Annotated in this window: 23 protein-coding genes and 1 other annotated feature; all 23 genes read left to right on the top strand. The window is 46.3% G+C overall.

What is annotated here, in order from left to right; genetic code table 11:
* The coding region (locus GRP75_RS06280) for an ATP-dependent Clp protease ATP-binding subunit (protein WP_160788862.1) at positions 1-2,400 on the top strand (2,400 nt) is incomplete at its 5' end.
* A gap of 240 nt (positions 2,401-2,640) precedes the next feature.
* Positions 2,641-4,014, top strand: coding sequence for a DNA repair protein RadA (gene radA / locus GRP75_RS06275; RefSeq protein WP_013312184.1), 1,374 nt, complete (start codon positions 2,641-2,643; stop codon positions 4,012-4,014).
* A 12-nt stretch (positions 4,015-4,026) separates the two neighbouring features.
* Entirely contained in the window at positions 4,027-5,103 is a 1,077-nt protein-coding gene (gene disA / locus GRP75_RS06270) for a DNA integrity scanning diadenylate cyclase DisA (protein WP_013373290.1), read from the top strand.
* A 54-nt stretch (positions 5,104-5,157) separates the two neighbouring features.
* Positions 5,158-5,904 carry a CDP-diacylglycerol--serine O-phosphatidyltransferase gene (gene pssA, locus GRP75_RS06265; protein WP_023990570.1) on the top strand — a complete coding sequence of 249 codons (747 nt, stop codon included), beginning with the start codon at positions 5,158-5,160 and terminating at the stop codon, positions 5,902-5,904.
* Between the two features lie 187 nt (positions 5,905-6,091).
* Positions 6,092-7,177, top strand: a complete 1,086-nt coding sequence (locus tag GRP75_RS06260) for a PIN/TRAM domain-containing protein (RefSeq protein WP_023990569.1) — start codon at positions 6,092-6,094, stop codon at positions 7,175-7,177.
* 70 nt (positions 7,178-7,247) lie between these two features.
* The gene (gene ispD, locus GRP75_RS06255) at positions 7,248-7,946 is read left to right on the top strand and encodes a 2-C-methyl-D-erythritol 4-phosphate cytidylyltransferase (protein ID WP_160788861.1); all 699 of its coding nucleotides are present in this window, start codon (positions 7,248-7,250) and stop codon (positions 7,944-7,946) included.
* On the top strand, positions 7,943-8,419 hold the full coding sequence (gene ispF, locus GRP75_RS06250) for a 2-C-methyl-D-erythritol 2,4-cyclodiphosphate synthase (protein WP_025723806.1): 477 nt from the start codon (positions 7,943-7,945) through the stop codon (positions 8,417-8,419). Before ispD ends, ispF begins: the two co-directional genes overlap by 4 nt.
* 39 nt (positions 8,420-8,458) lie before the next feature.
* Positions 8,459-9,919 carry a glutamate--tRNA ligase gene (gene gltX, locus GRP75_RS06245; protein WP_160788860.1) on the top strand — a complete coding sequence of 487 codons (1,461 nt, stop codon included), beginning with the start codon at positions 8,459-8,461 and terminating at the stop codon, positions 9,917-9,919.
* Between the two features lie 488 nt (positions 9,920-10,407).
* Positions 10,408-11,088, top strand: a complete 681-nt coding sequence (gene cysE, locus GRP75_RS06240; protein ID WP_013312176.1) for a serine O-acetyltransferase — start codon at positions 10,408-10,410, stop codon at positions 11,086-11,088.
* A gap of 24 nt (positions 11,089-11,112) precedes the next feature.
* A complete protein-coding gene (gene cysS / locus GRP75_RS06235) occupies positions 11,113-12,516 on the top strand; it encodes a cysteine--tRNA ligase (RefSeq protein WP_025723808.1) in 1,404 nt (467 codons plus the stop codon).
* Complete coding sequence (locus GRP75_RS06230; RefSeq protein WP_028542623.1) at positions 12,513-12,971, top strand: Mini-ribonuclease 3; 459 nt, start codon at positions 12,513-12,515, stop codon at positions 12,969-12,971. Before cysS ends, GRP75_RS06230 begins: the two co-directional genes overlap by 4 nt.
* 55 nt (positions 12,972-13,026) lie before the next feature.
* Positions 13,027-13,773: a 23S rRNA (guanosine(2251)-2'-O)-methyltransferase RlmB gene (gene rlmB, locus GRP75_RS06225; RefSeq protein WP_023990564.1), complete on the top strand. Its 747-nt coding sequence runs from the start codon at positions 13,027-13,029 to the stop codon at positions 13,771-13,773.
* 4 nt (positions 13,774-13,777) lie between these two features.
* Positions 13,778-14,299 (top strand): NYN domain-containing protein, encoded by a 522-nt coding sequence (locus tag GRP75_RS06220; protein ID WP_075154816.1) that lies wholly within the window; start codon positions 13,778-13,780, stop codon positions 14,297-14,299.
* A gap of 162 nt (positions 14,300-14,461) precedes the next feature.
* Entirely contained in the window at positions 14,462-15,106 is a 645-nt protein-coding gene (sigH, locus tag GRP75_RS06215) for an RNA polymerase sporulation sigma factor SigH (protein ID WP_016324748.1), read from the top strand.
* Positions 15,107-15,440: 334 nt separating this feature from the next.
* Positions 15,441-15,590 carry a 50S ribosomal protein L33 gene (gene rpmG, locus GRP75_RS06210; RefSeq protein WP_023990562.1) on the top strand — a complete coding sequence of 50 codons (150 nt, stop codon included), beginning with the start codon at positions 15,441-15,443 and terminating at the stop codon, positions 15,588-15,590.
* Between the two features lie 20 nt (positions 15,591-15,610).
* The gene (gene secE, locus GRP75_RS06205; RefSeq protein WP_013312170.1) at positions 15,611-15,802 is read left to right on the top strand and encodes a preprotein translocase subunit SecE; all 192 of its coding nucleotides are present in this window, start codon (positions 15,611-15,613) and stop codon (positions 15,800-15,802) included.
* 22 nt (positions 15,803-15,824) lie between these two features.
* Positions 15,825-16,358: a transcription termination/antitermination protein NusG gene (gene nusG, locus GRP75_RS06200; protein ID WP_007432596.1), complete on the top strand. Its 534-nt coding sequence runs from the start codon at positions 15,825-15,827 to the stop codon at positions 16,356-16,358.
* Between the two features lie 73 nt (positions 16,359-16,431).
* Positions 16,432-16,857, top strand: coding sequence for a 50S ribosomal protein L11 (gene rplK / locus GRP75_RS06195; protein ID WP_007432595.1), 426 nt, complete (start codon positions 16,432-16,434; stop codon positions 16,855-16,857).
* 87 nt (positions 16,858-16,944) lie between these two features.
* A complete protein-coding gene (gene rplA / locus GRP75_RS06190) occupies positions 16,945-17,637 on the top strand; it encodes a 50S ribosomal protein L1 (RefSeq protein WP_013312169.1) in 693 nt (230 codons plus the stop codon).
* Positions 17,638-17,705: 68 nt separating this feature from the next.
* Positions 17,706-17,857: a sequence feature (ribosomal protein L10 leader region), on the top strand.
* 74 nt (positions 17,858-17,931) lie between these two features.
* A complete protein-coding gene (gene rplJ, locus GRP75_RS06185) occupies positions 17,932-18,435 on the top strand; it encodes a 50S ribosomal protein L10 (RefSeq protein ID WP_013312168.1) in 504 nt (167 codons plus the stop codon).
* Positions 18,436-18,503: 68 nt separating this feature from the next.
* On the top strand, positions 18,504-18,869 hold the full coding sequence (gene rplL, locus GRP75_RS06180; protein WP_010348819.1) for a 50S ribosomal protein L7/L12: 366 nt from the start codon (positions 18,504-18,506) through the stop codon (positions 18,867-18,869).
* 148 nt (positions 18,870-19,017) lie between these two features.
* Positions 19,018-19,620 (top strand): class I SAM-dependent methyltransferase, encoded by a 603-nt coding sequence (locus GRP75_RS06175; RefSeq protein WP_076265417.1) that lies wholly within the window; start codon positions 19,018-19,020, stop codon positions 19,618-19,620.
* A gap of 355 nt (positions 19,621-19,975) precedes the next feature.
* The gene (gene rpoB, locus GRP75_RS06170; protein ID WP_028542620.1) at positions 19,976-23,521 is read left to right on the top strand and encodes a DNA-directed RNA polymerase subunit beta; all 3,546 of its coding nucleotides are present in this window, start codon (positions 19,976-19,978) and stop codon (positions 23,519-23,521) included.
* Positions 23,522-23,581: the final 60 nt, after the last annotated feature.

Below are 23,581 nucleotides of genomic sequence, written 5' to 3'. Positions count from 1 at the left end.
TTGGCTCAGGAAGAAGCTGTTCGATTGGGACACAACAACATTGGCACAGAGCACATTTTGCTAGGCCTCATTCGTGAAGGTGAAGGAATAGCCGCGAAAGCCTTAATCGGTTTAGGGCTGGGACTGGAAAAAATCCAGGATGAAGTGGAAACGCTGATTGGACGCGGTCAAGAGCAACCGACGAACATTGCCTATACTCCACGCGCCAAAAAAGTCATCGAACTGTCCATGGATGAAGCCCGCAAACTGGGCCATACCTATGTAGGTACAGAACATATTTTGCTTGGTCTTATTCGTGAAGGCGAAGGCGTAGCAGCACGTGTACTGAACAACCTGGGCATCAGTCTGAACAAAGCGCGTCAGCAAGTGCTTCAATTGCTCGGCAGCAGCGAGGCTGTTTCCAGCCATCACGGTGCTCCAGCTAATGTCAGCACGCCAACTCTGGACAGTCTGGCACGCGATCTGACGGCATCTGCGAAGGAAAACAACCTGGACCCTGTTATTGGGCGTAGCAAGGAAATTGAACGCGTAATTCAGGTGCTCAGCCGCCGTACAAAGAACAATCCGGTTCTAATCGGTGAGCCTGGGGTAGGTAAAACGGCGATTGCCGAAGGATTGGCCCAAAAAATCATAGCGAATGAGATTCCTGAAACGTTGCGCGACAAGCGCGTAATGACGCTGGATATGGGTTCTGTGGTAGCAGGCACCAAGTATCGTGGTGAATTCGAGGATCGTTTGAAAAAAATTATGGACGAGATTCGTCAAGCGGGTAATATCGTATTGTTCATTGATGAGCTGCATACACTGATTGGTGCTGGTGGAGCGGAAGGCGCAATTGATGCATCCAACATCCTGAAACCTGCTCTGGCACGTGGCGAGCTGCAATGCATCGGTGCGACCACGCTCGATGAATACCGCAAATATATTGAGAAAGATGCTGCTTTGGAGCGTCGTTTTCAACCAATTACAGTGGATCAACCTTCTCCAGAAGAGGCAATTCAAATCTTGTATGGCCTGCGTGACCGTTACGAAGCGCATCACCGTGTGAAAATCACAGATGAGGCTATTGAAGCGGCTGTAAAATTGTCAGATCGTTATATCACCGATCGCTTCCTGCCAGATAAGGCTATTGACCTTATTGATGAAGCGGGCTCCAAAGTAAGGCTGAATTCTTACACTGTACCACCAAACCTGAAACAGCTGGAAAACCGTCTGGAAGATATTCGTAAGGAAAAGGATTCAGCGGTACAAAGTCAGGAGTTTGAAAAAGCGGCAGCACTGCGTGATACAGAGCAAAAAATCCGTGAAGAGCTAGACGTGACGAAAAACCAATGGAAAGAACAACAGGGTCGTACAGATTCTGAAGTTACACCAGAGGATATCGCTCAAGTCGTTGCAATCTGGACAGGTGTTCCAGTCAGCAAGCTGAAAGAGGAAGAAACACACCGCTTGTTGAATATGGAAGAGTTGCTGCATGAGCGGGTAATTGGACAGGATGAAGCAGTTAAGGCAGTAAGCCGGGCGATTCGCCGGGCACGTGCCGGACTGAAAGATCCGAAGCGTCCAATTGGTTCCTTTATTTTCCTCGGTCCAACTGGGGTTGGTAAAACAGAGTTGGCACGCGCCTTGGCTGAATCCATGTTTGGAGATGAAAATGCGGTTATCCGTATCGATATGTCCGAATATATGGAGAAGCACTCCACGTCCCGTCTGGTAGGAGCGCCTCCAGGGTACGTTGGATATGAAGAAGGCGGTCAGCTGACTGAGAAGGTACGTCGTAAGCCATACTCTGTTGTGTTGCTGGATGAAATTGAAAAAGCACACCCAGAAGTATTCAATATTCTTCTGCAAGTGCTGGAAGATGGTCGTTTGACAGATTCCAAAGGTCGTGTTGTTGATTTCCGTAATACACTCATCATCCTAACATCTAATGTCGGTGCACAGGCGATTAAACGTAACTCCACGCTTGGTTTTACAGCTGTAGTGGACGCTGGGGCGGATTACGATAATATGAAGGGCAAAGTGATGGATGAACTGAAGAAAAGCTTCCGTCCTGAGTTCTTGAACCGGATTGATGAAATTATCGTTTTCCATTCTCTCGAAGAAAAACATATTGCCGAAATTGTGTCACTCATGTCTGAGGAGCTGCGTAAGCGCCTGAATGAGTATGAGGTGGACTTCGAGTTGACAGACAACGCTAAAAAATTCCTTGCCAAGGAAGGCTTTGATCCAGCGTATGGTGCGCGTCCATTGCGTCGTGCAATCCAGAAGCATATTGAAGATCGTCTGTCCGAGGAACTGTTGACTGGCAACATTACTAAGGGTGACTCTCTCTTCATTGATGAGGAGAATGGTGCATTGACTGTAACGAAAAAGGATAATGTATCTGCCAAGTCCTAAAGCAGTTTACTAAATAAATAGTAGAAAAGGGTGTCTCGCAGGCTGGAAAGCTATTGCGAAGACACCCTTTTTGTGTATAAAACACGGTAAAATGGTTGGGTAAATGCTTTGGGAAAGTTTGTGATATTGCTTTACGTCCGCCAAGCTTCAATGGTAAACTTTTATTGTTACAGCTCTTTCTGGGCTGTATGAACATAAATTTGACATTATCGTCGTCAATAAGGAGCCCAGGAATAAAGTATGGCTAAAGTGAAAACTAAATTTTCCTGTACGGAATGTGGTTATGAATCGCCCAAATGGTACGGAAAATGTCCTGGATGCCAGGCATGGAATTCCATGGTCGAAGAAACGGAAAGCGTTGTAAAAACTCAAGGAATGGGGTCTTCCCTTCTTACTCATAGCACAAAAGACAAGCCACTCCCTATTATAGAGGTGGAGAGTGGCAAAGAAACACGAATTTTGACGGGAATTGGCGAATTGAATCGAGTACTCGGTGGAGGTGTGGTGCCGGGTTCACTCGTTTTGGTGGGCGGTGATCCGGGAATCGGTAAATCTACGCTTATGCTGCAAACATCTAATGAGCTAGCTTTAACTGGTTTAAAGGTGCTATACGTGTCTGGTGAGGAATCTGTCCGTCAAACGAAACTACGTGCAGATCGGCTCGGTGCCTTGTCCCCCAGCCTATACGTATTATGTGAGACGAATTTGGAGACGATTGAAGAAGCGGTGGACAGCTTGAAGCCGGAATTTTTGGTCATCGACTCGATACAGACCGTATATTTGCCTGAGGTGACGAGTGCACCAGGTAGTGTGGCTCAGGTGCGGGAGTGTACTTCACGCTTTATGCGAATTGCCAAGGGGCTAGGTATTGCTACGGTATTGGTAGGACATGTGACCAAGGAAGGGGCCATTGCAGGTCCACGTTTGTTGGAACATATGGTTGATTGTGTGCTTTATTTTGAAGGAGAGCGTCATCATACGTATCGGCTTTTGCGTGCAGTTAAAAACCGTTTCGGTTCTACAAATGAAATTGGTATTTTTGAAATGGCTGAAAGCGGTTTGCGTGAGGTGTCAAATCCTTCTGAACTATTCCTGTCTGAACGACCATTGGGGGTAGCGGGTTCTACTGTTGTAGCCAGTATGGAAGGAACCCGACCTGTATTGGTTGAACTGCAAGCATTGATTGCAGCTACGCATTTTCCATCTCCGCGCCGAATGGGCACAGGAGTCGATCATCATCGAATGGGATTAATCATAGCCGTGCTAGAAAAGCGGATGGGCATGTTTTTGCAAAACCAGGACGCCTATCTCAACGTAGCTGGAGGCGTGAAGTTGGATGAACCGGCGGTGGATTTGGCTATAGCTGTGAGCATTGCTTCCAGCTTTAGGGATGCTCCTACCAAGCCGTACGATGTGATTTTTGGCGAGGTGGGACTGACAGGTGAGGTACGTGCGGTATCCCGAGCAGAACAGCGAGTACGGGAAGCGGAGAAACTAGGTTTCAAACGGGTGATTATGCCGGAGAAAAGCTTGAAGGGCTGGACACATCCGAAAGGGATTCAAATCATAGGAGTAGGAACGGTGGCAGATGCACTGGCAGCCGCATTAGATTAGGGGGCATTGAGAATGAAAGAAGCGAGCCAACTGGATAAAATGAACGATTTGCTGCGGCTTGTGGCACCGGGAACTCCCTTTCGCGACGGGTTGGAAAACGTTTTGCGTGCCAAAACGGGTGCTCTTCTGGTCGTTGGCTATAGCCCAGAAGTTATGGAAGTCGTGGATGGCGGTTTCTCCATTAATTGTGATTTTTCGCCGAACTATTTGTATGAGTTGGCTAAAATGGACGGCGCAATCATATTGAGCGAGGATTTAAAACGAATTTTATATGCCAATACGCAACTGATTCCGGACTCCTCCATTTCTTCAATTGAAACAGGAATTCGGCACCGGACAGCAGAACGAGTTGCAAAGCAGACTGGCAAACTAGTGGTGTCTATTTCCCAGCGGCGTAATATTATTACCTTGTATCAGGGGACATTACGGTATGCGCTCAAGGAAATCGGGGTTATTTTAACGAAAGCCAATCAGGCTATTCAGACGTTAGAAAAATATAGATCCGTGTTGGGGCAAGCCTCTACGAATTTGACAGCATCTGAATTTGAAGAGCTGGTTACCATGCCGGAGGTCGTTAATGTCATCCAGCGGATCGAAATGGTGCTACGCATCAAAATGGAGATCAAACGATTTATTAACGAGCTCGGAAATGAGGGCCGTCTGATTAGTATGCAGATGGAAGAGCTTGTCAGCAACATTGAGGAAGAAGCATGGTTGCTGTATAAGGATTATGCCAAAGACGATAGCGACGAGAAGATTCGTGAAATTATATTGGGACTCAAACGTTCTACGGACGACGAATTGTTGGATGTGAATCATATTGTACGTTTACTAGGCTACCCTTCTTCAGCTGCGACATCAGAAGAGTATATTGCTGCACGCGGCTATCGGGTACTGAACAAGATACCGCGTTTGCCGAATGTGATTATTCATAATCTGGTGGAGCGGTTTGGACGTTTTCCACATGTCATGACAGCAACGATAGAAGAACTGGATGAAGTGGATGGTATTGGAGAGGTTCGTGCGCGTACGATTAAAGAAGGTCTTAAACGTTTGCAGGAACAAGTTTTCATTGACAGGCAAATGTAAATGTAATACAGTGAAAGGATTATAATGGAACAATTCATACATTGAGGTGAAGAGATGATTACCAAATCAATTCCGAACATGTGTACCTTAGGTAACTTGTTTCTCGGAATGATCGCCATTTTATTGGCTGTAGACGGAAAATACAGTCTTGCCGCTATTATGGTTATTGTCGCCATGTTGTTGGACGGACTGGATGGAAGGATGGCCCGGGTCCTGAATGCCCAAAGCGAATTCGGTAAAGAACTGGACTCCTTATCAGATATGATATCTTTTGGTGTTGCTCCCGCAGTTATTATGTACATGGTTGCTTTTCATGATGCGAATTCGGCTCTCGCTTGGACGGTTACTGCCATTTTCCCGATGTGCGGAGCGTTGCGTTTGGCTCGATTTAACGTACGTCCTGGTGTACCAGGTTATTTTACGGGTTTGCCAATTCCGGCAGCAGGTGGGGTATTAGCGACTTTGTCCTTATTCCATAACGATATTTCATTGTTATACATGTCGATTGCCATGTTGCTGGTTTCTTATTTGATGGTCAGCTCCATGAGATATCCTAATTTTAAAAAGGTCGGCCTCCCCAAAAAAGCGATCTGGGTTGCTCCATGGGTCGTAATTGCAGCGGTGGTGTTGGCTGTTAAATTCCCTGACCAGCTGTCGAAGCTGATTTTTGTACCGCTGGTGCTGTATGCATTGTATGGCATGAAGCTGAACATTCGTAAGCTGTCACGCAGACGTGGACGTGGTCGGGAGCGTTCCAGTCAGGAAGAACAGGACGATCAATATCGTCATTCACAGCGTTAGTATCAAGCAAGAATAAGCATTTATTTCCTTGAAGCATTTCAGGGAGATAAATGCTTTTTTTTATGCATAAAAAGTGAAAACACAGGGTTAGTTATGATGAAAATGGATCATACTGGTAAGAGAAATGCTATGTATCCAATAAATAGCAGACTATATGAAAAGAAAATAAAGGAGGTATAGAGACTCAATGTGGAGAAAGGCTATTTTAACTTTTACAGGATTGTGCGGAGCATGGTTTGGCTATACATTATACCAGCGGGTAGGAGGCATTGTAACGTGGATGCCGCAATGGTTGAGTGATGGGTCTTTACCAGGAATGATTGTTTGGATGATGGCGGGAGCAGTGCTATTTATGGCTGGGTGTTCATTCGCAGGGGCATCCGTGGCGAATCGGTTGCAGCAGGGCATTGAAGGCTTGGTACGAATTCCGATGAACGAGATGATGGCAGGTGTGATTGGATTAGCGGTGGGATTGATACTTTCCTTAGCAGTTTACCCGCTTTTTTCATGGTTGGGGGCCCCGGGTCAACTTATCCAGACCGCTGTTACCGTGATATGCGGATATGTAGGATTGATGGTTGGGCTAGAAAAGAGGGACGAGCTGTCATCCTTTTGGAGTTCTGGTTTTTTTGGTCGGGGAACGGGTGTAGAAGAACGCAAGCTGGAGGAACATAAAATATTGGACACCAGCGTCATTATAGATGGGCGTATTGCGGATATTTGCAAGACAGGTTTTATTGAAGGAACAATTGTAATTCCTGAATTTGTGTTGGAGGAGCTTCAGCATATTGCAGATTCATCAGATTTACTTAAGCGTAATCGTGGACGGAGAGGTCTGGATATTTTGAATAAAATCCAAAAAGAACTGGATGTAAATGTACTCATTTACGAAGGTGATTTTGAGGAAATTTCAGAGGTCGACAGTAAGTTGGTTAAGCTGGCAAAGGTGTTACAGGGTAAAGTTGTAACTAATGATTTTAACCTGAATAAAGTATGCGAACTTCAAGGTGTATCAGTGCTGAATATTAACGATTTGGCGAATGCAGTGAAGCCTGTCGTACTGCCCGGTGAGGAAATTATGGTGCAGATTATTAAAGACGGCAAGGAGCATGGGCAGGGTGTAGCCTATCTGGATGATGGCACGATGATTGTTGTAGAAGGCGGACGTGACTATATTGGCTCTCTGATGGAGGTGCTGGTCACGAGTGTACTTCAGACCTCAGCCGGCCGTATGATCTTTGCCAAACCGAAATTATTGGAAAAAGCTCAATAAACGCGGTATGATGAAGTAGATGTGTTATCATACGGATCGTCCAAGTGCGGTCAGGGCAGGAGTTATTTGAATGAACAATCGGGTAGGAGTTGTCATTGTGGCAGCAGGGCGCGGCTCCCGTATGGGGACGCAGGAGAGCAAGCAATTTCTGCTTTTGCGGGACAAGCCCATCTTCATACATACACTTGAAATATTCGCAGCTATGCCCGAAGTGGATGAAATGGTGATGGTGACTGGGACAGGAGATGTGGAACGCTGCCGAGATTGGATTCATCAATACAAAATCGGTAAAAATGTACGGGTGGTGGCTGGTGGCAGTGAACGCCAGCATTCGGTTTATCGCGGTCTGCGCCTCTTACAAGCGGATTGGGTGATGGTGCATGATGGTGTGCGTCCACTAATTCAACCTGAGCTTGTACGTTCATGCCTTGAGGTAGCCCAGCGTACTGGTGCTTCTGTAGCGGCAGTACCTGTAAAGGATACGGTCAAGCAAGTGAACGGGGATGGTATCATTACAGCTACGCCGGATCGCCGAAGTCTGTGGAGTATTCAAACGCCACAGACTTTTCGTCTTTCCGATCTGCTGCGAGCCTATGAGGAAGCGGAGCAGTCGGGATTCTTGGGAACAGATGATTCTATGCTGATAGAACGGCTAGGAATTCCGGTTACTGTCGTTCAAGGCAGCTACAAGAACATCAAAATTACTACGCCTGAGGATTTGGATATGGCGGCGTTATGGGTAAAAACAGAGGGAGAGGATATCAAGTGATCAGAGTGGGACAAGGATTTGACGTCCACCAGCTGGTGGAAGGAAGGCCATGCATCATCGGAGGTGTGAATATACCGTATGAAAAAGGTTTGTTGGGCCATTCCGATGCAGACGTGCTGCTGCATGCCATTAGCGATGCCATCTTGGGCGCGCTTGGCTTGGGAGACATCGGGAAGCATTTTCCGGATAACGACCCAGAATTTAAGGATGCCGACAGTCTTAAGCTACTGGAGCATGTGTGGGGACTAGCTAAAGAGCGAGGATATCGCTTGGGGAATATTGATTCTACGATTATCGCACAAAAGCCCAAAATGGCATCGTATATTCCGCAGATGAATGAAGTCATCGCTCGAGCGCTGGAAGCAGAGGAGCTATCCCAGGTGAACGTCAAGGCGACCACGACAGAGCAACTCGGGTTTCCCGGACGGGGTGAAGGAATCGCGGCTCAATCGGTTGTCTGTCTTATCAAGTAAATGCTATCATCTTGAGTAATTCAATTTGGAGGAGATTATATGAGCACGGAAGTTCGTGTACGTTATGCACCAAGCCCTACAGGGCATCTGCACATTGGAAATGCCAGAACGGCATTATTTAATTATTTGTTTGCCCGCAATCAAGGTGGGAAATTTATTATTCGTATCGAAGACACAGATGTGAAGCGCAATATTGAGGGCGGAGAAGAAAGCCAACTTAAATATTTGAAATGGTTGGGTATGGACTGGGATGAGAGCGTAGACGTGGGAGGCGAGTTTGGACCTTATCGTCAGACTGAACGCTTGGACATATATAAAACATACTGGCAGGATTTGCTGGACCGTGGTTTGGCTTACCGTTGTTACTGCACTGAAGAAGAGCTGGAGCGCGAGCGTGAAGAGCAGACGGCACGTGGGGAGACACCACGCTATTCTGGGAAACATCGTGATTTAACAGAAGAACAGTGCCGGGCATTTGAAGCAGAGGGCCGTGTACCAAGTATTCGTTTTCGCGTACCGGAAGATCGTGAATATACGTTTGACGATATCGTTAAAGGTCAAATTACATTCAATTCCAAGGAAAGCGGCGATTTTGTTATCGTCAAAAAGGATGGTATTCCGACATATAACTTCGCTGTAGCAGTTGACGATTATTTGATGAAAATATCGCATGTACTACGGGGTGAAGACCATGTTTCCAATACACCGCGGCAGTTGATGATCTTTGAAGCTCTTGGCTGGGAGCCGCCACGCTTCGGTCATATGACGCTGATTGTAGGCGAGGATCACAAAAAGCTCAGTAAGCGTAACGAATCCATTATTCAGTTCATGGAGCAGTATGACAAGTTGGGCTATTTGCCAGAAGCTATATTCAACTTCATTGCACTGCTGGGCTGGTCCCCGGAAGGTGAAGAAGAGATCTATGATCGGGAACAACTGATTTCGATTTTCGATCCTAATCGTTTGTCCAAAAGTCCAGCTGTGTTTGATACAAATAAGCTTGCTTACCTGAACAATCACTATATTAAAAAGGCTGATCCTGAGCGAATTGCAAGCATGGCGATTCCACATCTCCAGGCAGCGGGGCTGTTGCCGACTGAACTGTCTGCGGAACAACTGGATTGGGCTAAGGCCCTGGTTCGCTTATACCAGGAACAGATGACTTCTGCATCCGACATTGTAGCGTTGTCTGAGTTGTTTTTCCGTTCACATCTGGAACTGGATGCTGAAGCAGCAGCTGTATTGGCCGAAGAGCAGGTTCCGGAGGTGCTTAGAGCTTTTGCAGGTAAAGTTGAAACGAGCGAGGAATTTACAGCTCCACAAATGGCTAAGCTGATCAAGGAAGTTCAAAAGGAAACTGGTTTTAAGGGAAAACAACTATTCATGCCGATTCGTGTGGCTCTTACAGGCCAAACTCATGGACGGGATCTGAATGAAACCATCTTTTTGCTCGGACGTGACAAGGTACTGGATCGTCTTAAGGCACAAATTAAAGGCTGATATTTCTTGTCAATTTGTTGTCTTTTCGCTATAATGACTCCATTGATACGGATTGATATTTACGTGTAAAGGCTGCGAACAGGAGAAGTACACTGCATAAGGGCATCTGCCAGAGAGGACGGTCGAGGGGAAACCCCAGGCTGAGAGCCGTCCAGATGACCTGCGGAGGAAATGCGCCTGGGAGCCGTGCGCCCAAACTCTCATTAGCGTCAAATGCTGATGTGACAAGGGCGTGCCGAGTCGTTCCCGTTACAGGACGCTAAAGACGAACTGCTCTGCTTTTTTATGCAGCAGGTATGTTCGAAGCAGAGTGGGACCACGTTCATGCGTCTCTGCAGCTTAGGCTGCGGAGGCGCTTTTTCTTTTTTATCAGACTCAGACTCATTATAGATAGAAAAATGTCGAAGAGTGCTGGTGGATGCGAAAATTGGCGGAACGTGAAGTGTTGTGATGATGCGGCAAGGATATGAAGGGAATAGGAGGGCGACATGTTCAGACATTTCAAATCCGACATTCAGACTGTTTTGGATAATGATCCGGCCGCCCGGAGTAAGCTTGAGGTCATTTTTACGTATTCCGGCGTTCATGCCCTTTGGGCACACCGAATCGCACATTGGTTTTATTTGCGAAACTGGTGTACTCTAGCTCGTGTTATATCCCAGGTATCGAGGTTTATGACAGGCATTGAAATTCATCCTGGCGCTCGTATCGGAGATCGGCTGTTCATTGACCATGGCATGGGAGTTGTCATCGGTGAAACCTGTGAGATTGGCGACGATGTCGTATTGTATCAGGGGGTCACACTCGGCGGGACTGGGAAAGAGAAAGGGAAGCGCCATCCGACCATTGGGAATAATGTTGTTATCGGCTCTGGTGCGAAGATATTGGGCTCTTTTACGATTGGGGCACAGTCCAACATTGGCTCCAACTCGGTTGTGCTCAAAGAAGTCCCACCAAACAGTACGGTGGTGGGCATTCCGGGGCGAGTTGTCAGACAGGATGGTAGGCGGCCAGACCGACTTAGTCATCAATTGCCTGATCCGGTTGTGGACTCCATGAGAGAACTTCAACGGGAAATTGAACGTTTGCGTGCAGAAATATCTGATTTGAAGGATGGGCCATCCGCTCAGAAACATCAGGTGACCCAAGAGAATAAATTAGAAAAATGATTTTCATGAGGGAGGAACATAACAATGCCGCTTCAAATTTATAATACAATGACGAGGAGTCGGGAGCCTTTTGTGCCACTGGAGCCTGGAAAGGTTAAAATGTATGTATGCGGACCTACCGTGTATGATTACATTCATATTGGCAATGCACGACCTGTAATTGTATTTGACGTGGTGCGGAGCTACCTGGAGTACTTGGGCTATGATGTAAACTATGTGGTGAATTTTACGGATGTCGATGATAAACTAATCCGCAAAGCTCGGGAACTTGATATGGATGTTTCGGCAGTTGCTGAGAAATTTATTGCTGCCTACCATGAGGATCTGGCAGGATTGAATGTTCCTGCTGCCAGCATGAACCCTCGTGTAACAGAGAGTATGGACCTGATTATTGATTTTATTAAGGAATTGGTAGATAAAGGCTATGCTTATGAAAATGATGGCGATGTGTTCTATCGAACCAAAAAGTTCAAAGATTACGGACAACTATCAGGTCAAAATCTGGAAGAGCTTCAGTTCGGAATTCGCATCAATGTGGATGAACGCAAGGAAAATGCCGAGGACTTTGTACTCTGGAAGGCAGCGAAGCCGGGTGAAATTCATTGGTCGAGCCCTTGGGGAGATGGACGACCAGGCTGGCATATCGAATGCTCTGCTATGGCTCGCCACTATTTAGGGGATACACTGGATATTCATGGGGGCGGACAGGATCTGCAATTTCCGCATCATGAATGTGAATGCGCACAATCTGAAGTGATTACGGGTAAGCCTTTATCTCGCTACTGGATGCATAACGGATATATTCGCATAGATAATGAAAAAATGTCGAAATCACTCGGTAATGGTATTTTGGTTAAAGATTTGCGCGCTCACCACAAGCCGGAGGCTTTACGTTATTTTATGTTGTCGACACATTACCGGAATCCGTTGAACTATAACCAAGAGACTATGAGTCAGGCGGAGAACAGTGTCGAGCGGATCGCCAATGCAGTTGCCAATGTGAAGCATCGTTTAGCTAATGCGCTGGAAGGTAATGGGGGAGTATCGACGGAACTGCAAACGAAGCTCGACGGAATTTTGCAGCAGTTTGGCGAAAAAATGAATGATGATTTCAATACACCTGATGCGATTACTGCTGTATTTGATTGGGTTAGCGAAGCAAACCATTTGTTGCAGCGAGATGTCGTACATCAGGCGGAATTACAAGCTGTATTGCATACCTTTCATTCGATGAATAGCGTACTTCGCATTTATTCGGAACCGAGTGAAGAGTTGCTGGATGACGAAATCGAGCAGTTAATTGCAGAACGTGTCGAAGCTCGTAAGACCAAAAACTGGGGTAGAGCTGACGAAATTCGCGATCTGTTGGCTGCAAAAGGCATTGTGCTTGAAGATACGGCACAGGGTATGCGGTGGCGGCGAAAATGAGTGATAAGCCAATGAACTCAGAAGCATCGGAAGGTACGGGGAACTGGTTCCCGTACCCTGCATCCAAGCCAGCCCGTTTGATGCCCCCCATTGCACTAGCTTACATTGGTGATGCAGTGTACGAGGTAGCTGTCCGGCAATATTTGTTGGCTCAGCCTAACCTGCGTCCAAACCATCTGCATCGGCGAGCCACAGGGCTAGTCTCCGCCAAGGCGCAGAGTCGCATGTTGGGGCTATTGGAAAAGGTACTGACGGAAGAAGAACGCGATATTGTCCGACAAGGAAGAAATGCTAAATCAGGAAGTTTGCCCAAAAATGCTGATGTGCTTGAGTATCGGCATGCCACTGCACTGGAAGGGTTGGTTGGATCTCTTTATTGTGATGGACATTTGGACAGATTAAGAGAGTTGATTACGTTCGGAATTGCACAAATGGAAAATACAGAAAAATCATAAATGGGAACGGACTGGATGGAACAAGCATCGTCCGTTTCCCGGGAGGAAGCTAGAGATGGAAGAAGAATGGATTGCCGGTAAGCATTCGGTAACAGAGGCATTGCGTTCAGGCAGAACGATAAATAAAATATGGATTGCGGATAATGCACAAAAACATTTGACGCTGCCGATTACAGCTGAGGCGAAAAAAGCAGGAATCATTGTTTTGCAGGTGGACAAGCGTAAGCTGGATCAAATGGTTCCGGGCATTCAGCATCAGGGAGTGGTCGCGCAAGCTGCGCCTTTTGCCTATGTTGAAGTGGAAGAATTGCTCGCCACTGCTCGTGATAAGGGAGAAGAGCCGTTTTTAATTTTGCTGGATGAGATTGAAGACCCTCATAATTTGGGCTCCATCCTTCGTACAGCGGACTGTACTGGAGCGCATGGTGTTATTGTGCCGAAAAGGCGTTCTGCAGCTGTAACTGTAACGGTGTCCAAAACATCGGCAGGTGCTGTGGAGTACGTCCCGGTGGCGCGTGTAAACAATCTGGGACAAACCATTGACCGTCTTAAAGAAGAGGGTGTATGGGTAGTTGGTACGGATGTTACAGCGAAAGACCCTGTCTTTGGGAATGGAGTATTCACGGGACCGGTAGCCATTGTCATTGGTAACGAAAATAAAGGGATGGGCCGTTTGATCCGTGAGAAATGCGATGTACTCGTCAAGCTGCCAATGGCGGGGCAAATTAATTCCCTTAATGCTTCTGTAGCTGCAGGTGTTGTCATGTACGAAGTATTGCGCGGACGACAGGCACGGGGCTAACGATATGGCTGACATGCGGGATGTTCTGCTTGTGGACGGTTACAACATGATTGGAGCCTGGCCCGAACTTTCCGCACTGGTACAATCTGGTATGCAGGAAGCGAGGGACAGACTTCTTGAACGGCTGGCGGATCATCAGGCGTATTCCGGCAGAAGAGTCATCGTCGTATTCGATGCTTACAAGGTGCCAGGATTAGGTAAAACCTTTGCCCAGAGCAAAGTCCAAATTTATTTTACCAGAGAAAAAGAAACTGCTGATGAGTGCATCGAGCGATTGGTTCGGGAGCTGAGCAGTAAAAGAAGAAGTATTTACGTGGCCACAAGCGATCAGGTAGAGCAACATGTCGCATTTGGGCAAGGTGCACTCAGGGTGTCGGCGCGGGAATTACTGATCGAGATTGAGGAATCCGAAAGGGAAGTGCAGAAGCGAATCCAGCAGGATAGTGCCAAATTGTCCCGTAACTCGCTAGATGCCAAACTGAGTCCGGAGCTTCGAAAGTTGTTTGAACGATGGAGAAGAGAATAAACCAATAATTGGACCCTCCTCCATTTTGAAACCATTGACAATTTTGTTAGCGCTCTTCTTTTTTAGGTTGTTGTGGTTGACGGTATCAGGTTACATCGCGTATACTTGTCGTATATTTGAGAGAGTAACGGGTACCTTGCGTTGCAGCCGGAGGGATTGTTAGTGAGTGTGGACCTCAAGGATATCATGTTGTCAAAGTTTGATTACAAAAATGATGAAGACATTGTCGGAGCAGTCCATGAAGGTGATGGGGAAGCGCTGGAGTTTCTGATTAACAAATACCGAAACTTTGTGCGGGCCAAGGCCAGATCCTACTTCCTGATTGGTGCTGATCGCGAGGATATTATTCAGGAGGGCATGATTGGTCTCTACAAATCCATTCGTGATTTTAAGGGAGACAAGCTTGCTTCGTTCAAGGCTTTCGCCGAGTTGTGCATTACACGACAGATTATTACGGCAATTAAGACGGCTACACGACAAAAGCACATTCCTCTGAACTCTTACGTATCTCTGGACAAGCCCATCTATGATGAAGAGTCAGACCGGACGTTGCTCGATGTGATTTGCGGAACACAAGTAAGTGACCCTGAAGAGCTGATAATCAATCAGGAAGAGTTTGTGGGCCTTGAGGACAAGATGTCCGAGATTCTGAGCGAGCTGGAACGCAAGGTACTTATGTTGTATCTAGACGGACGTTCGTATCAGGAGATTGCAGAGGATCTTGACCGCCATGTGAAATCCATTGATAACGCGCTGCAACGGGTCAAGCGTAAACTTGAAAAGTATCTGGAAGTAAGAGATAGTTGAAAGTAGAGGCTGACAAGGAAAAGGCTCGAGTCCGAGTCTTTTTTTATTCGTTATAGGTAGGCTATGCAGGTTTATAAGTGTTACAAATGATTTATACTAAAAAAGATGAATAATAGATATCGCCTTGATTTTTGAAGCAGCTTTTCAGAGAACAGTTTTAAAGGATGCACAGATGTTAAAATGCACCACAGCCGGGACTGCGAATTGTATGCAAACATTCGTTGACATGGAAAACCCCGTGTGATAAAGTGTTTTAGGTAGGCCTAAATTCGCGGTTTTTTTTAGGATCAATTATGAGACTTCCGGTGTTGGATGTCTTCGGGAGGTGCACATCATGCGGGTAATTATTACTTTGGCTTGTACAACATGCAAACAAAGAAATTACACAACGACGAAAAACAAGCGTAATCACCCCGACCGCATGGAGATGAAGAAATTCTGTAAGTCCTGTAACGAACAGACTTCTCATCGGGAAACCAGATAGTTTTTGGAGGTGTAGTCGGCGTGAAACGCAGTTTCAAGTCTCTGTTTTCCTTTTTCTCTGAAAGCTGGGCTGAACTCAAGAAGGTTCGCTGGCCCAATCGTAAAGAACTGACCAACTATACGCTGATTGTCATAGGGACAATTGCGTTCGTCACGATTTATTTTTGGGTTCTCGATATCGGCATTTCCGCTGTGATCGAAGCGATTATCTAGGAAGGGTTCCAGGTGGCTTGATATGGAAAAAAGATGGTACGTCGTTCATACCTATTCAGGGTATGAGAACAAAGTCAAAGCCAATTTGGAAAAACGCGTTGAGTCCATGGGCATGGAAGACAAGATATTCCGTGTTCTTGTTCCTATGGAAGAAGAACTGGTAACCAAGGACGGTAAGAAAAAAACCGTTATGCGTAAAGTCTACCCTGGTTATGTCTTAGTCGAAATGGTCCAAACCGACGACTCTTGGTATGTTGTACGCAACACACCAGGTGTTACGGGATTTGTAGGGTCGACAGGCTCGGGTTCCAAACCGACGCCATTGCTTCCAGAAGAAGTTGAACAGATTCTGAAGCATATGGGCATGGTAGAGCCGAAACCGAAGATTGAATTCGATGTTAAGGAATCCGTGCGAATTAAAGTTGGTCCTTTTGCGAATTTTGTGGGCTCCGTGGAAGAAATTTTGGTTGAGAAGAGCAAGCTTAAGGTTCACGTCAACATGTTTGGACGGGAAACCCCGCTTGAGTTGGATTATACTCAAGTGGAGAAAATATAGATTTTTCTTACAGGTTTCTTGTGGGAGGATCGATAGGTCCGTCTACCACTATTGAGTCAAGGAGGTGTCATCCATGGCAAAAAAGGTAATTAAAATGGTAAAACTGCAGATTCCTGCAGGGAAAGCTAATCCAGCGCCTCCAGTAGGTCCAGCTTTGGGTCAAGCAGGTGTCAACATCATGGCATTCTGTAAAGAGTTCAATGCTCGTACTGCTGATCAAGCAGGCCTGATTATTCCGGTTGAAATTTCGGTATTTGAGGATCGTTCTTTTACGTTCATCACCAAAACTCCACCGGCTGCTGTTCTGTTGAAAGTTGCTGCTAAAATCGAAAAAGGTTCCGGTGAACCGAATAAAACGAAAGTTGCAACTGTAAATCGCGCTGCTGTTCGTCAAATTGCAGAGCAAAAAATGCCTGACCTTAACGCAGCTTCCGTAGAATCGGCAATGCGTATGGTTGAAGGTACTGCTCGCAGCATGGGTATCACCATCGTAGATTAATTTTATTAATCTACGTGTGCCGGCAGTTTGACTGTCCGGCAAGTGTGGGAGGAATATCCGCTAATACCACATAAGGAGGAAAACATTATGGCTAAACATGGTAAGAAGTACCTGGAAGCTGCTAAGCTGATTGACAGCGAAGCAACTTACGAGCCTTTAGAAGCCGTTGAACTGGTGAAAAAGGCTGCGACTGCTAAATTCGACGAAACCGTTGAAGCAGCAGTTCGTCTGGGCGTAGATTCCCGTAAACAAGACCAGGCTGTTCGTGGTGTTGTTGTTCTGCCGCATGGTACGGGTAAAACACAACGCGTTCTGGTATTTGCAAAAGGTGACAAAGTGAAAGAAGCGGAAGCGGCTGGCGCTGATTTTGTTGGTGATCAAGATATGATCAACAAAATCCAACAAGGCTGGTTCGAATTCGACGTCTGCGTTGCGACACCTGATATGATGAGTGAGGTTGGTAAACTGGGTCGTTTGCTCGGTGGTAAAGGTTTGATGCCTAACCCTAAAGCAGGCACAGTTACTTTCGACGTTGCCAAGGCTGTTCAAGAAATTAAAGCCGGTAAAATCGAATACCGTCTCGACAAAGCCGGTCAAATTCATGCGCCAATCGGCAAAGCTTCCTTCAGTGCTGAACAGCTGAACGAGAACCTTAAAGCCTTGGTTGAAGCCTTGAACCGTGCGAAGCCAGCGGCTGCTAAAGGTGTATACCTGAAAAACATCGCTATTTCTTCGACTATGGGACCAAGTGCACGTGTGAACGCATCTGTTTACAGATAATATTTTGATTGACACACTCAATCAAATTTGTTATTCTATAAAAGTTGTGAGTCCTTGTGACTGACCATTAAAGTTGAATATGCTTACCGTAGACAGTAGGTGCCTTCGGGCTTAATTTCCTACCGAGGTGTTATGATAGAACGTTTCATGTGACGGGCTTGTCCCGTCCATGTAGATTTATCAAGCCTTCGTACTCTACGGAGGCTTTTTTCATGCTTATGAAAGCAAGCTTTGTAAGATCACCAGATCGGGTGTTTCGAATAAAGCGGATAAATTGATCAGGAGGTGTACAGTTTGGCAAATGCAAAGGTGATTCAAGCAAAACAAGAAGCTGTTGAAGTTGTAGCTGCAAAATTGCGCGAGAGCGTAACAACTGTGGTTGCAGACTATCGCGGTCTGAATGTTGCCCAAGTAACTGAGCTGCGTAAGCAGCTTCGCGAAGCCGGAATCGAATTTCAAGTGCTGAAAAACACACTGCTCCGCCGTGCAACTGCGGCAGCAGAATTGACTGAACTGGACGCAGTATTGACAGGTCCTACTGCAATCGCGTTCGGCAAAGATGATGCAGTGTCTGCAGCTAAAATCTTGAACGATTTCGCTAAGAAGAACAATGCACTGGAACTGAAAGGTGCAGTTGTAGAAGGTCGCGTTATCGGTGTTGAGGAAATCAAAGCACTGGCAGAACTGCCATCCCGCGAAGGTCTTCTTTCCATGCTCCTCAGCGTGCTTCAAGCTCCTGTGCGCAACTTCGCGCTTGCAGTTAAAGCTGTTGCAGAAAAAGAAGAGCAAAGCGCATAAGTTAGGGATTAAATCTGCTGTATAGCAGTTGAAAACAAAAAAATACGAATTTAAATGGAGGTTCAACCATGAGTAAAGAGCAAATCTTGGAAGCAATTAAAGGTATGTCCGTATTGGAACTGAACGATCTTGTGAAAGCAATCGAAGAAGAATTCGGCGTAACTGCAGCAGCTCCAGTAGCTGTAGCAGGTGGCGCAGCAGGTGGCGCAGCAGAAGCTGAGCAATCCGAGTTCGACGTAATCTTGACAAGCGCTGGCGCTTCCAAAATCAACGTTATCAAAGCAGTTCGCGAAATCACAGGTCTTGGCCTGAAAGAAGCAAAAGAACTGGTTGACAACGCTCCAAAACCGCTGAAAGAAAAAATCGCTAAAGAAGAAGCTGAATCCATTAAAGCAAAATTGGAAGAAGCAGGCGCTTCTGTAGAAGTAAAATAATTGACGGCTTTCTAGCAGACAATGAACTAAAACAAACCCCTTGAGGTGATCTTCAAGGGGTTTGTTGCTGTAAAACGGTAGTACCAGCATGTCTGAAAGGTTATTGTAAAGGCTATGATGGTAGTACAACCGAAAGAGGTGGGCATGAATGGCTGATCATTATTACTCCAAGCGGCCAGAGACGGCGCATGAACGACGGAGCCTGGAAACAGTGCTTCGGGGGCGGTCATACCGTTTTGCCAGCGATTCAGGCGTTTTTTCGAAGCAGGGAATTGATTACGGGAGTCGTGTGCTGATTGAAGCGATGCAGCTTCCTGCACAAGCCACGGTATTGGATGTAGGATGCGGTTACGGGCCGATTGGTCTGGCGGCAGCCGCGCTTGTCCCGGAGGGACACGTCACAATGGTTGATATTAATGAGCGAGCGGTTCAACTAGCGATAGAGAATGCGGAACGTAATGGGGTTAAGAATGTCACCATAAAGCAAAGCGATTTGTTTGCGGAAGTGAAGAATGAACGTTTTGACGTGATCTTGACGAATCCTCCTATACGTGCAGGGAAAGAAACAGTGCATACCATTTTTGAGCTTGCTTATGAGCATTTAAACGAGGGTGGAGTTTTGTGGGTAGTCATTCAGAAAAAGCAGGGGGCCCCTTCGGCGAGTGCTAAGATAGAGAGCCTTTTCGGTCATGTAGAGGAAGTTACAAAGGATAAAGGTTATCGAATTTTGAAGGCTGAAAAAAGTTTTTGAGAAAATGCAATAGGACCATTGACTTGAATCCTGGTCTGTGATATTATTATAAAATGTCAGTATTAGGATGCCCTCCATGGCTTTAGTTTGTTGAAATGTCAATAGATTTATGCGTAGTAGGTATAGTATTTATCTCTATTACGTATAATACAACCATTTTGGGCAAATCTACAAGTGATGAAGATCTTCCGGTAAGAGGATTCTGCAGATACGTTGCTCTTTTTTCGAATGCATTCGAGTAAGGGCTTTTCTGTATTTGTAAGATTGAATCTTCTGTATGTGTCTTATTATAAGGTCACAAACAGAGGTTCGCAATGTATTTTTAAAGTGAGTAGACATGAGGGGTGAGTTTAAGTTGGCAGGACATCTTGTTCAATATGGTCGACGCACTCGGCGCAGTTATGCACGTATTAATGAGGTACTCGAGGTTCCGAACCTGATTGAGATCCAACAAAAATCCTATGATTGGTTTTTGGAGGAAGGATTACGGGAAATGTTTCGGGATATTTCGCCAATTCAGGATTTCACTGGAAACCTGATTCTGGAGTTTATCGACTATTCTCTCGGAGAACCCAAATATACCGTTGACGACGCAAAGGAACGCGACGTTACGTATGCAGCACCGCTTCGGGTAAAAGTCCGGCTTATTAATAAAGAAACCGGGGAAGTGAAAGAGCAGGAAGTATTCATGGGAGACTTCCCGCTGATGACTGAAACGGGTACGTTTATTATTAACGGTGCGGAACGGGTTATTGTCAGCCAGTTGGTTCGCTCTCCCAGCGTCTATTTCAGCACAAAAGTCGACAAGAATGCGAAAACAACATACACCGCAACGGTAATTCCTAACCGGGGGGCTTGGCTCGAACTGGAGATGGATGCGAAGGATATTATCTATGTCCGGATTGACCGTACCCGTAAAATTCCGGTTACGGTGTTGCTGCGTGCGCTGGGCTTTGGCACTGATGCTGAGATTCTGGATTTGCTCGGCAATGACGAATATATCCGCAACACACTTGATAAAGACAACACGGATTCCACCGAGAAAGCGCTGATTGAAATTTATGAGCGTCTTCGTCCGGGTGAGCCGCCTACACTGGATAACGCAAAGAGCTTGCTGGTTGCGCGCTTCTTTGATCCAAAACGTTATGATCTGGCCAACGTAGGCCGTTACAAAATCAATAAAAAGCTTCACATCAAAAATCGTCTGTTCAATCAACGACTTGCTGAGACTTTGATTGATACAACAACTGGTGAAATCATCGCTGAAGCCGGACAAATGGTAGATCGCCGCCTGTTGGACGAGATTTTGGCCCAACTGGAGGAATCAGTAGGACATCGTACGTATCATGTTGCGAGTGGTGTGCTAGAAAGCAATGATATTCCACTTCAAACGATCGATGTATTCTCACCAATTGAGGATGGTAAAGTAGTAAAACTGATTGCTAACGGAAATATTGATAAATCGGTTAAGAATATTACGCCTGCCGATATTATTTCCTCCATCAGTTATTTTATTAACTTGCTTCACGGAATCGGAAGTACGGACGATATTGACCATTTGGGTAACCGTCGTTTGCGTTCTGTAGGTGAGTTGCTCCAAAACCAGTTCCGTATCGGTTTGTCCCGTATGGAACGCGTGGTGCGTGAAAGAATGTCGATTCAGGATGCTAATGTAATTACGCCACAAGCGCTGATTAACATACGTCCGGTAATTGCTTCGATTAAAGAGTTCTTTGGTAGCTCGCAGCTGTCTCAGTTTATGGATCAGACGAACCCGCTTGCTGAATTAACGCACAAACGTCGTCTGTCCGCACTCGGACCCGGCGGTTTGACGCGCGAACGCGCGGGCATGGAAGTGCGTGACGTCCATCCGAGTCACTATGGCCGCATGTGTCCTATCGAGACACCAGAGGGACCAAACATTGGTTTGATCAACTCTTTGTCCACTTTTGCACGCATCAACGAGTACGGATTTATCGAAGCGCCTTATCGTTGGGTAGATCCAAAAACCGGAAAAGTTACAGAGCAGATTGATTACCTGACTGCTGATGAAGAAGATAACTACATCGTAGCTCAGGCGAATGCGGAATTGACGGAGGAAAACACCTTTAAGGATGAGGTCGTCATTGTCCGTTATAACAAACAGTCTGATAACATTATTCCGATGGCTAGTAGCCGTGTCGATTACATGGACGTATCGCCTAAACAGGTCGTATCGGTCGCGACTGCATTGATTCCGTTTCTGGAGAATGATGACTCTAACCGCGCATTGATGGGTTCCAACATGCAGCGTCAGGCTGTCCCACTTCTGATTCCGAAGTCTCCATTGGTCGGAACAGGAATGGAGCACAAGTCTGCGAAAGATTCTGGTGTTTGCGTTGTATCCAAATACAACGGAGTTATCGAACGTTCTTCGGCCAACGAAATTTGGTTGCGTCGTATCGAAACTGTAGATGGCGCTGAAGTGAAGGGCGACATTGTTAAGTATAAATTACACAAATTTATGCGATCTAACCAAGGAACTTGCATCAACCAACGTCCGATTGTGAACAGAGGAGATATTGTCAAAGTTGGCGATATTCTTGCGGATGGTCCATCTACAGAGATGGGTGAGTTGGCGTTGGGACGTAACGTTGTCGTTGCCTTCATGACTTGGGAAGGTTACAACTACGAGGATGCGATCCTGCTGAGTGAGAAACTGGTTAAGGAAGATGTATACACCTCGATCCATATTGAGGAATACGAATCCGAGGCTCGTGACACGAAGCTTGGACCTGAAGAAATCACTCGCGACATTCCAAATGTCGGTGAAGAAGCGCTTCGCAACTTGGATGAGCGTGGAATCATTCGTATTGGTGCCGAAATCGGCGCAGGTGACATTCTCGTTGGTAAAGTTACACCTAAAGGTGTGACTGAATTGACAGCTGAAGAACGTCTCTTACACGCAATCTTTGGTGAGAAGGCACGCGAGGTTCGCGATACTTCTTTGAGAGTTCCTCACGGAACAGACGGGATTGTTGTAGATGTAAAGGTGTTTACACGTGAAAATGGTGATGAACTGCCACCAGGTGTAAATCAGTTGGTTCGTGTATATATTGCTCAAAAACGTAAAATCTCCGAAGGCGATAAAATGGCTGGACGTCACGGTAACAAGGGTGTCGTTGCCCGTATTTTGCCTGAAGAAGATATGCCGTTCCTGCCGGATGGCACACCAGTACAGGTCGTTCTGAACCCGCTGGGCGTACCTTCACGGATGAACATCGGACAGGTGCTTGAAGTCCATTTGGGTATGGCTGCAATGCGTCTTGGTATTCATGTGGCAACTCCAGTATTCGATGGTGCCAAGGAGTATGACGTATTCGATACAATGGAAGAGGCAGGCATGCAGCGTAATGGTAAGACTGTGTTGTATGACGGACGTACGGGTGATCGTTTTGAACGTGAAGTTACTGTCGGTGTCATGCACATGATCAAACTGGCGCACATGGTCGATGATAAAATCCATGCTCGTTCTACAGGTCCTTACTCTCTCGTTACGCAACAACCATTGGGTGGTAAAGCTCAATTCGGTGGACAGCGCTTCGGGGAGATGGAAGTATGGGCATTGGAAGCCTACGGCGCGGCGTACACGCTTCAGGAAATTTTGACTGTGAAATCCGATGATGTGGTTGGACGTGTTAAAACTTACGAATCCATTGTCAAAGGTGAAAATGTACCTGAACCGGGTGTTCCAGAATCATTTAAGGTCCTAATCAAAGAGCTGCAAAGCTTGGGTATGGACGTGAAGATTCTGTCTGAAGACGAACAAGAGATCGAAATGAGAGAGCTTGATGATGAGGATGACACAACCGGCGATAAGCTGAGTTTGAATCTGGAAGGCTCTGAGGTTGGCGTAGAGTAGTTTGACTGCTGACTAACTCATATCAGTTTTGTTATATACCTTGATCCATTCTAGAATGGA

This window comes from Paenibacillus sp. OT2-17 (assembly GCF_009827695.1).
Taxonomy (GTDB): domain Bacteria; phylum Bacillota; class Bacilli; order Paenibacillales; family Paenibacillaceae; genus Paenibacillus; species Paenibacillus polymyxa_B.
The sequence above is the reverse complement of the archived record's forward strand: the minus strand, read 5'-3'. Positions and strand labels throughout refer to the sequence as shown.

Bases quoted from the DNA above. Each gene is read 5' to 3' on its own strand.
- disA (WP_013373290.1), top strand. From the start codon at position 4,027: ATGAAAGAAGCGAGCCAACTGGATAAAATGAACGATTTGCTGCGGCTT.
- rlmB (WP_023990564.1), top strand. From the start codon at position 13,027: ATGGAAGAAGAATGGATTGCCGGTAAGCATTCGGTAACAGAGGCATTG.
- nusG (WP_007432596.1), top strand. From the start codon at position 15,825: ATGGAAAAAAGATGGTACGTCGTTCATACCTATTCAGGGTATGAGAAC.
- GRP75_RS06175 (WP_076265417.1), top strand. From the start codon at position 19,018: ATGGCTGATCATTATTACTCCAAGCGGCCAGAGACGGCGCATGAACGA.
- GRP75_RS06260 (WP_023990569.1), top strand. From the start codon at position 6,092: ATGTGGAGAAAGGCTATTTTAACTTTTACAGGATTGTGCGGAGCATGG.
- GRP75_RS06230 (WP_028542623.1), top strand. From the start codon at position 12,513: ATGAGTGATAAGCCAATGAACTCAGAAGCATCGGAAGGTACGGGGAAC.
- pssA (WP_023990570.1), top strand. From the start codon at position 5,158: ATGATTACCAAATCAATTCCGAACATGTGTACCTTAGGTAACTTGTTT.
- cysE (WP_013312176.1), top strand. From the start codon at position 10,408: ATGTTCAGACATTTCAAATCCGACATTCAGACTGTTTTGGATAATGAT.
- radA (WP_013312184.1), top strand. From the start codon at position 2,641: ATGGCTAAAGTGAAAACTAAATTTTCCTGTACGGAATGTGGTTATGAA.
- rplA (WP_013312169.1), top strand. From the start codon at position 16,945: ATGGCTAAACATGGTAAGAAGTACCTGGAAGCTGCTAAGCTGATTGAC.
- rpmG (WP_023990562.1), top strand. From the start codon at position 15,441: ATGCGGGTAATTATTACTTTGGCTTGTACAACATGCAAACAAAGAAAT.
- gltX (WP_160788860.1), top strand. From the start codon at position 8,459: ATGAGCACGGAAGTTCGTGTACGTTATGCACCAAGCCCTACAGGGCAT.
- ispD (WP_160788861.1), top strand. From the start codon at position 7,248: ATGAACAATCGGGTAGGAGTTGTCATTGTGGCAGCAGGGCGCGGCTCC.
- GRP75_RS06220 (WP_075154816.1), top strand. From the start codon at position 13,778: ATGGCTGACATGCGGGATGTTCTGCTTGTGGACGGTTACAACATGATT.
- rplK (WP_007432595.1), top strand. From the start codon at position 16,432: ATGGCAAAAAAGGTAATTAAAATGGTAAAACTGCAGATTCCTGCAGGG.
- rplL (WP_010348819.1), top strand. From the start codon at position 18,504: ATGAGTAAAGAGCAAATCTTGGAAGCAATTAAAGGTATGTCCGTATTG.
- cysS (WP_025723808.1), top strand. From the start codon at position 11,113: ATGCCGCTTCAAATTTATAATACAATGACGAGGAGTCGGGAGCCTTTT.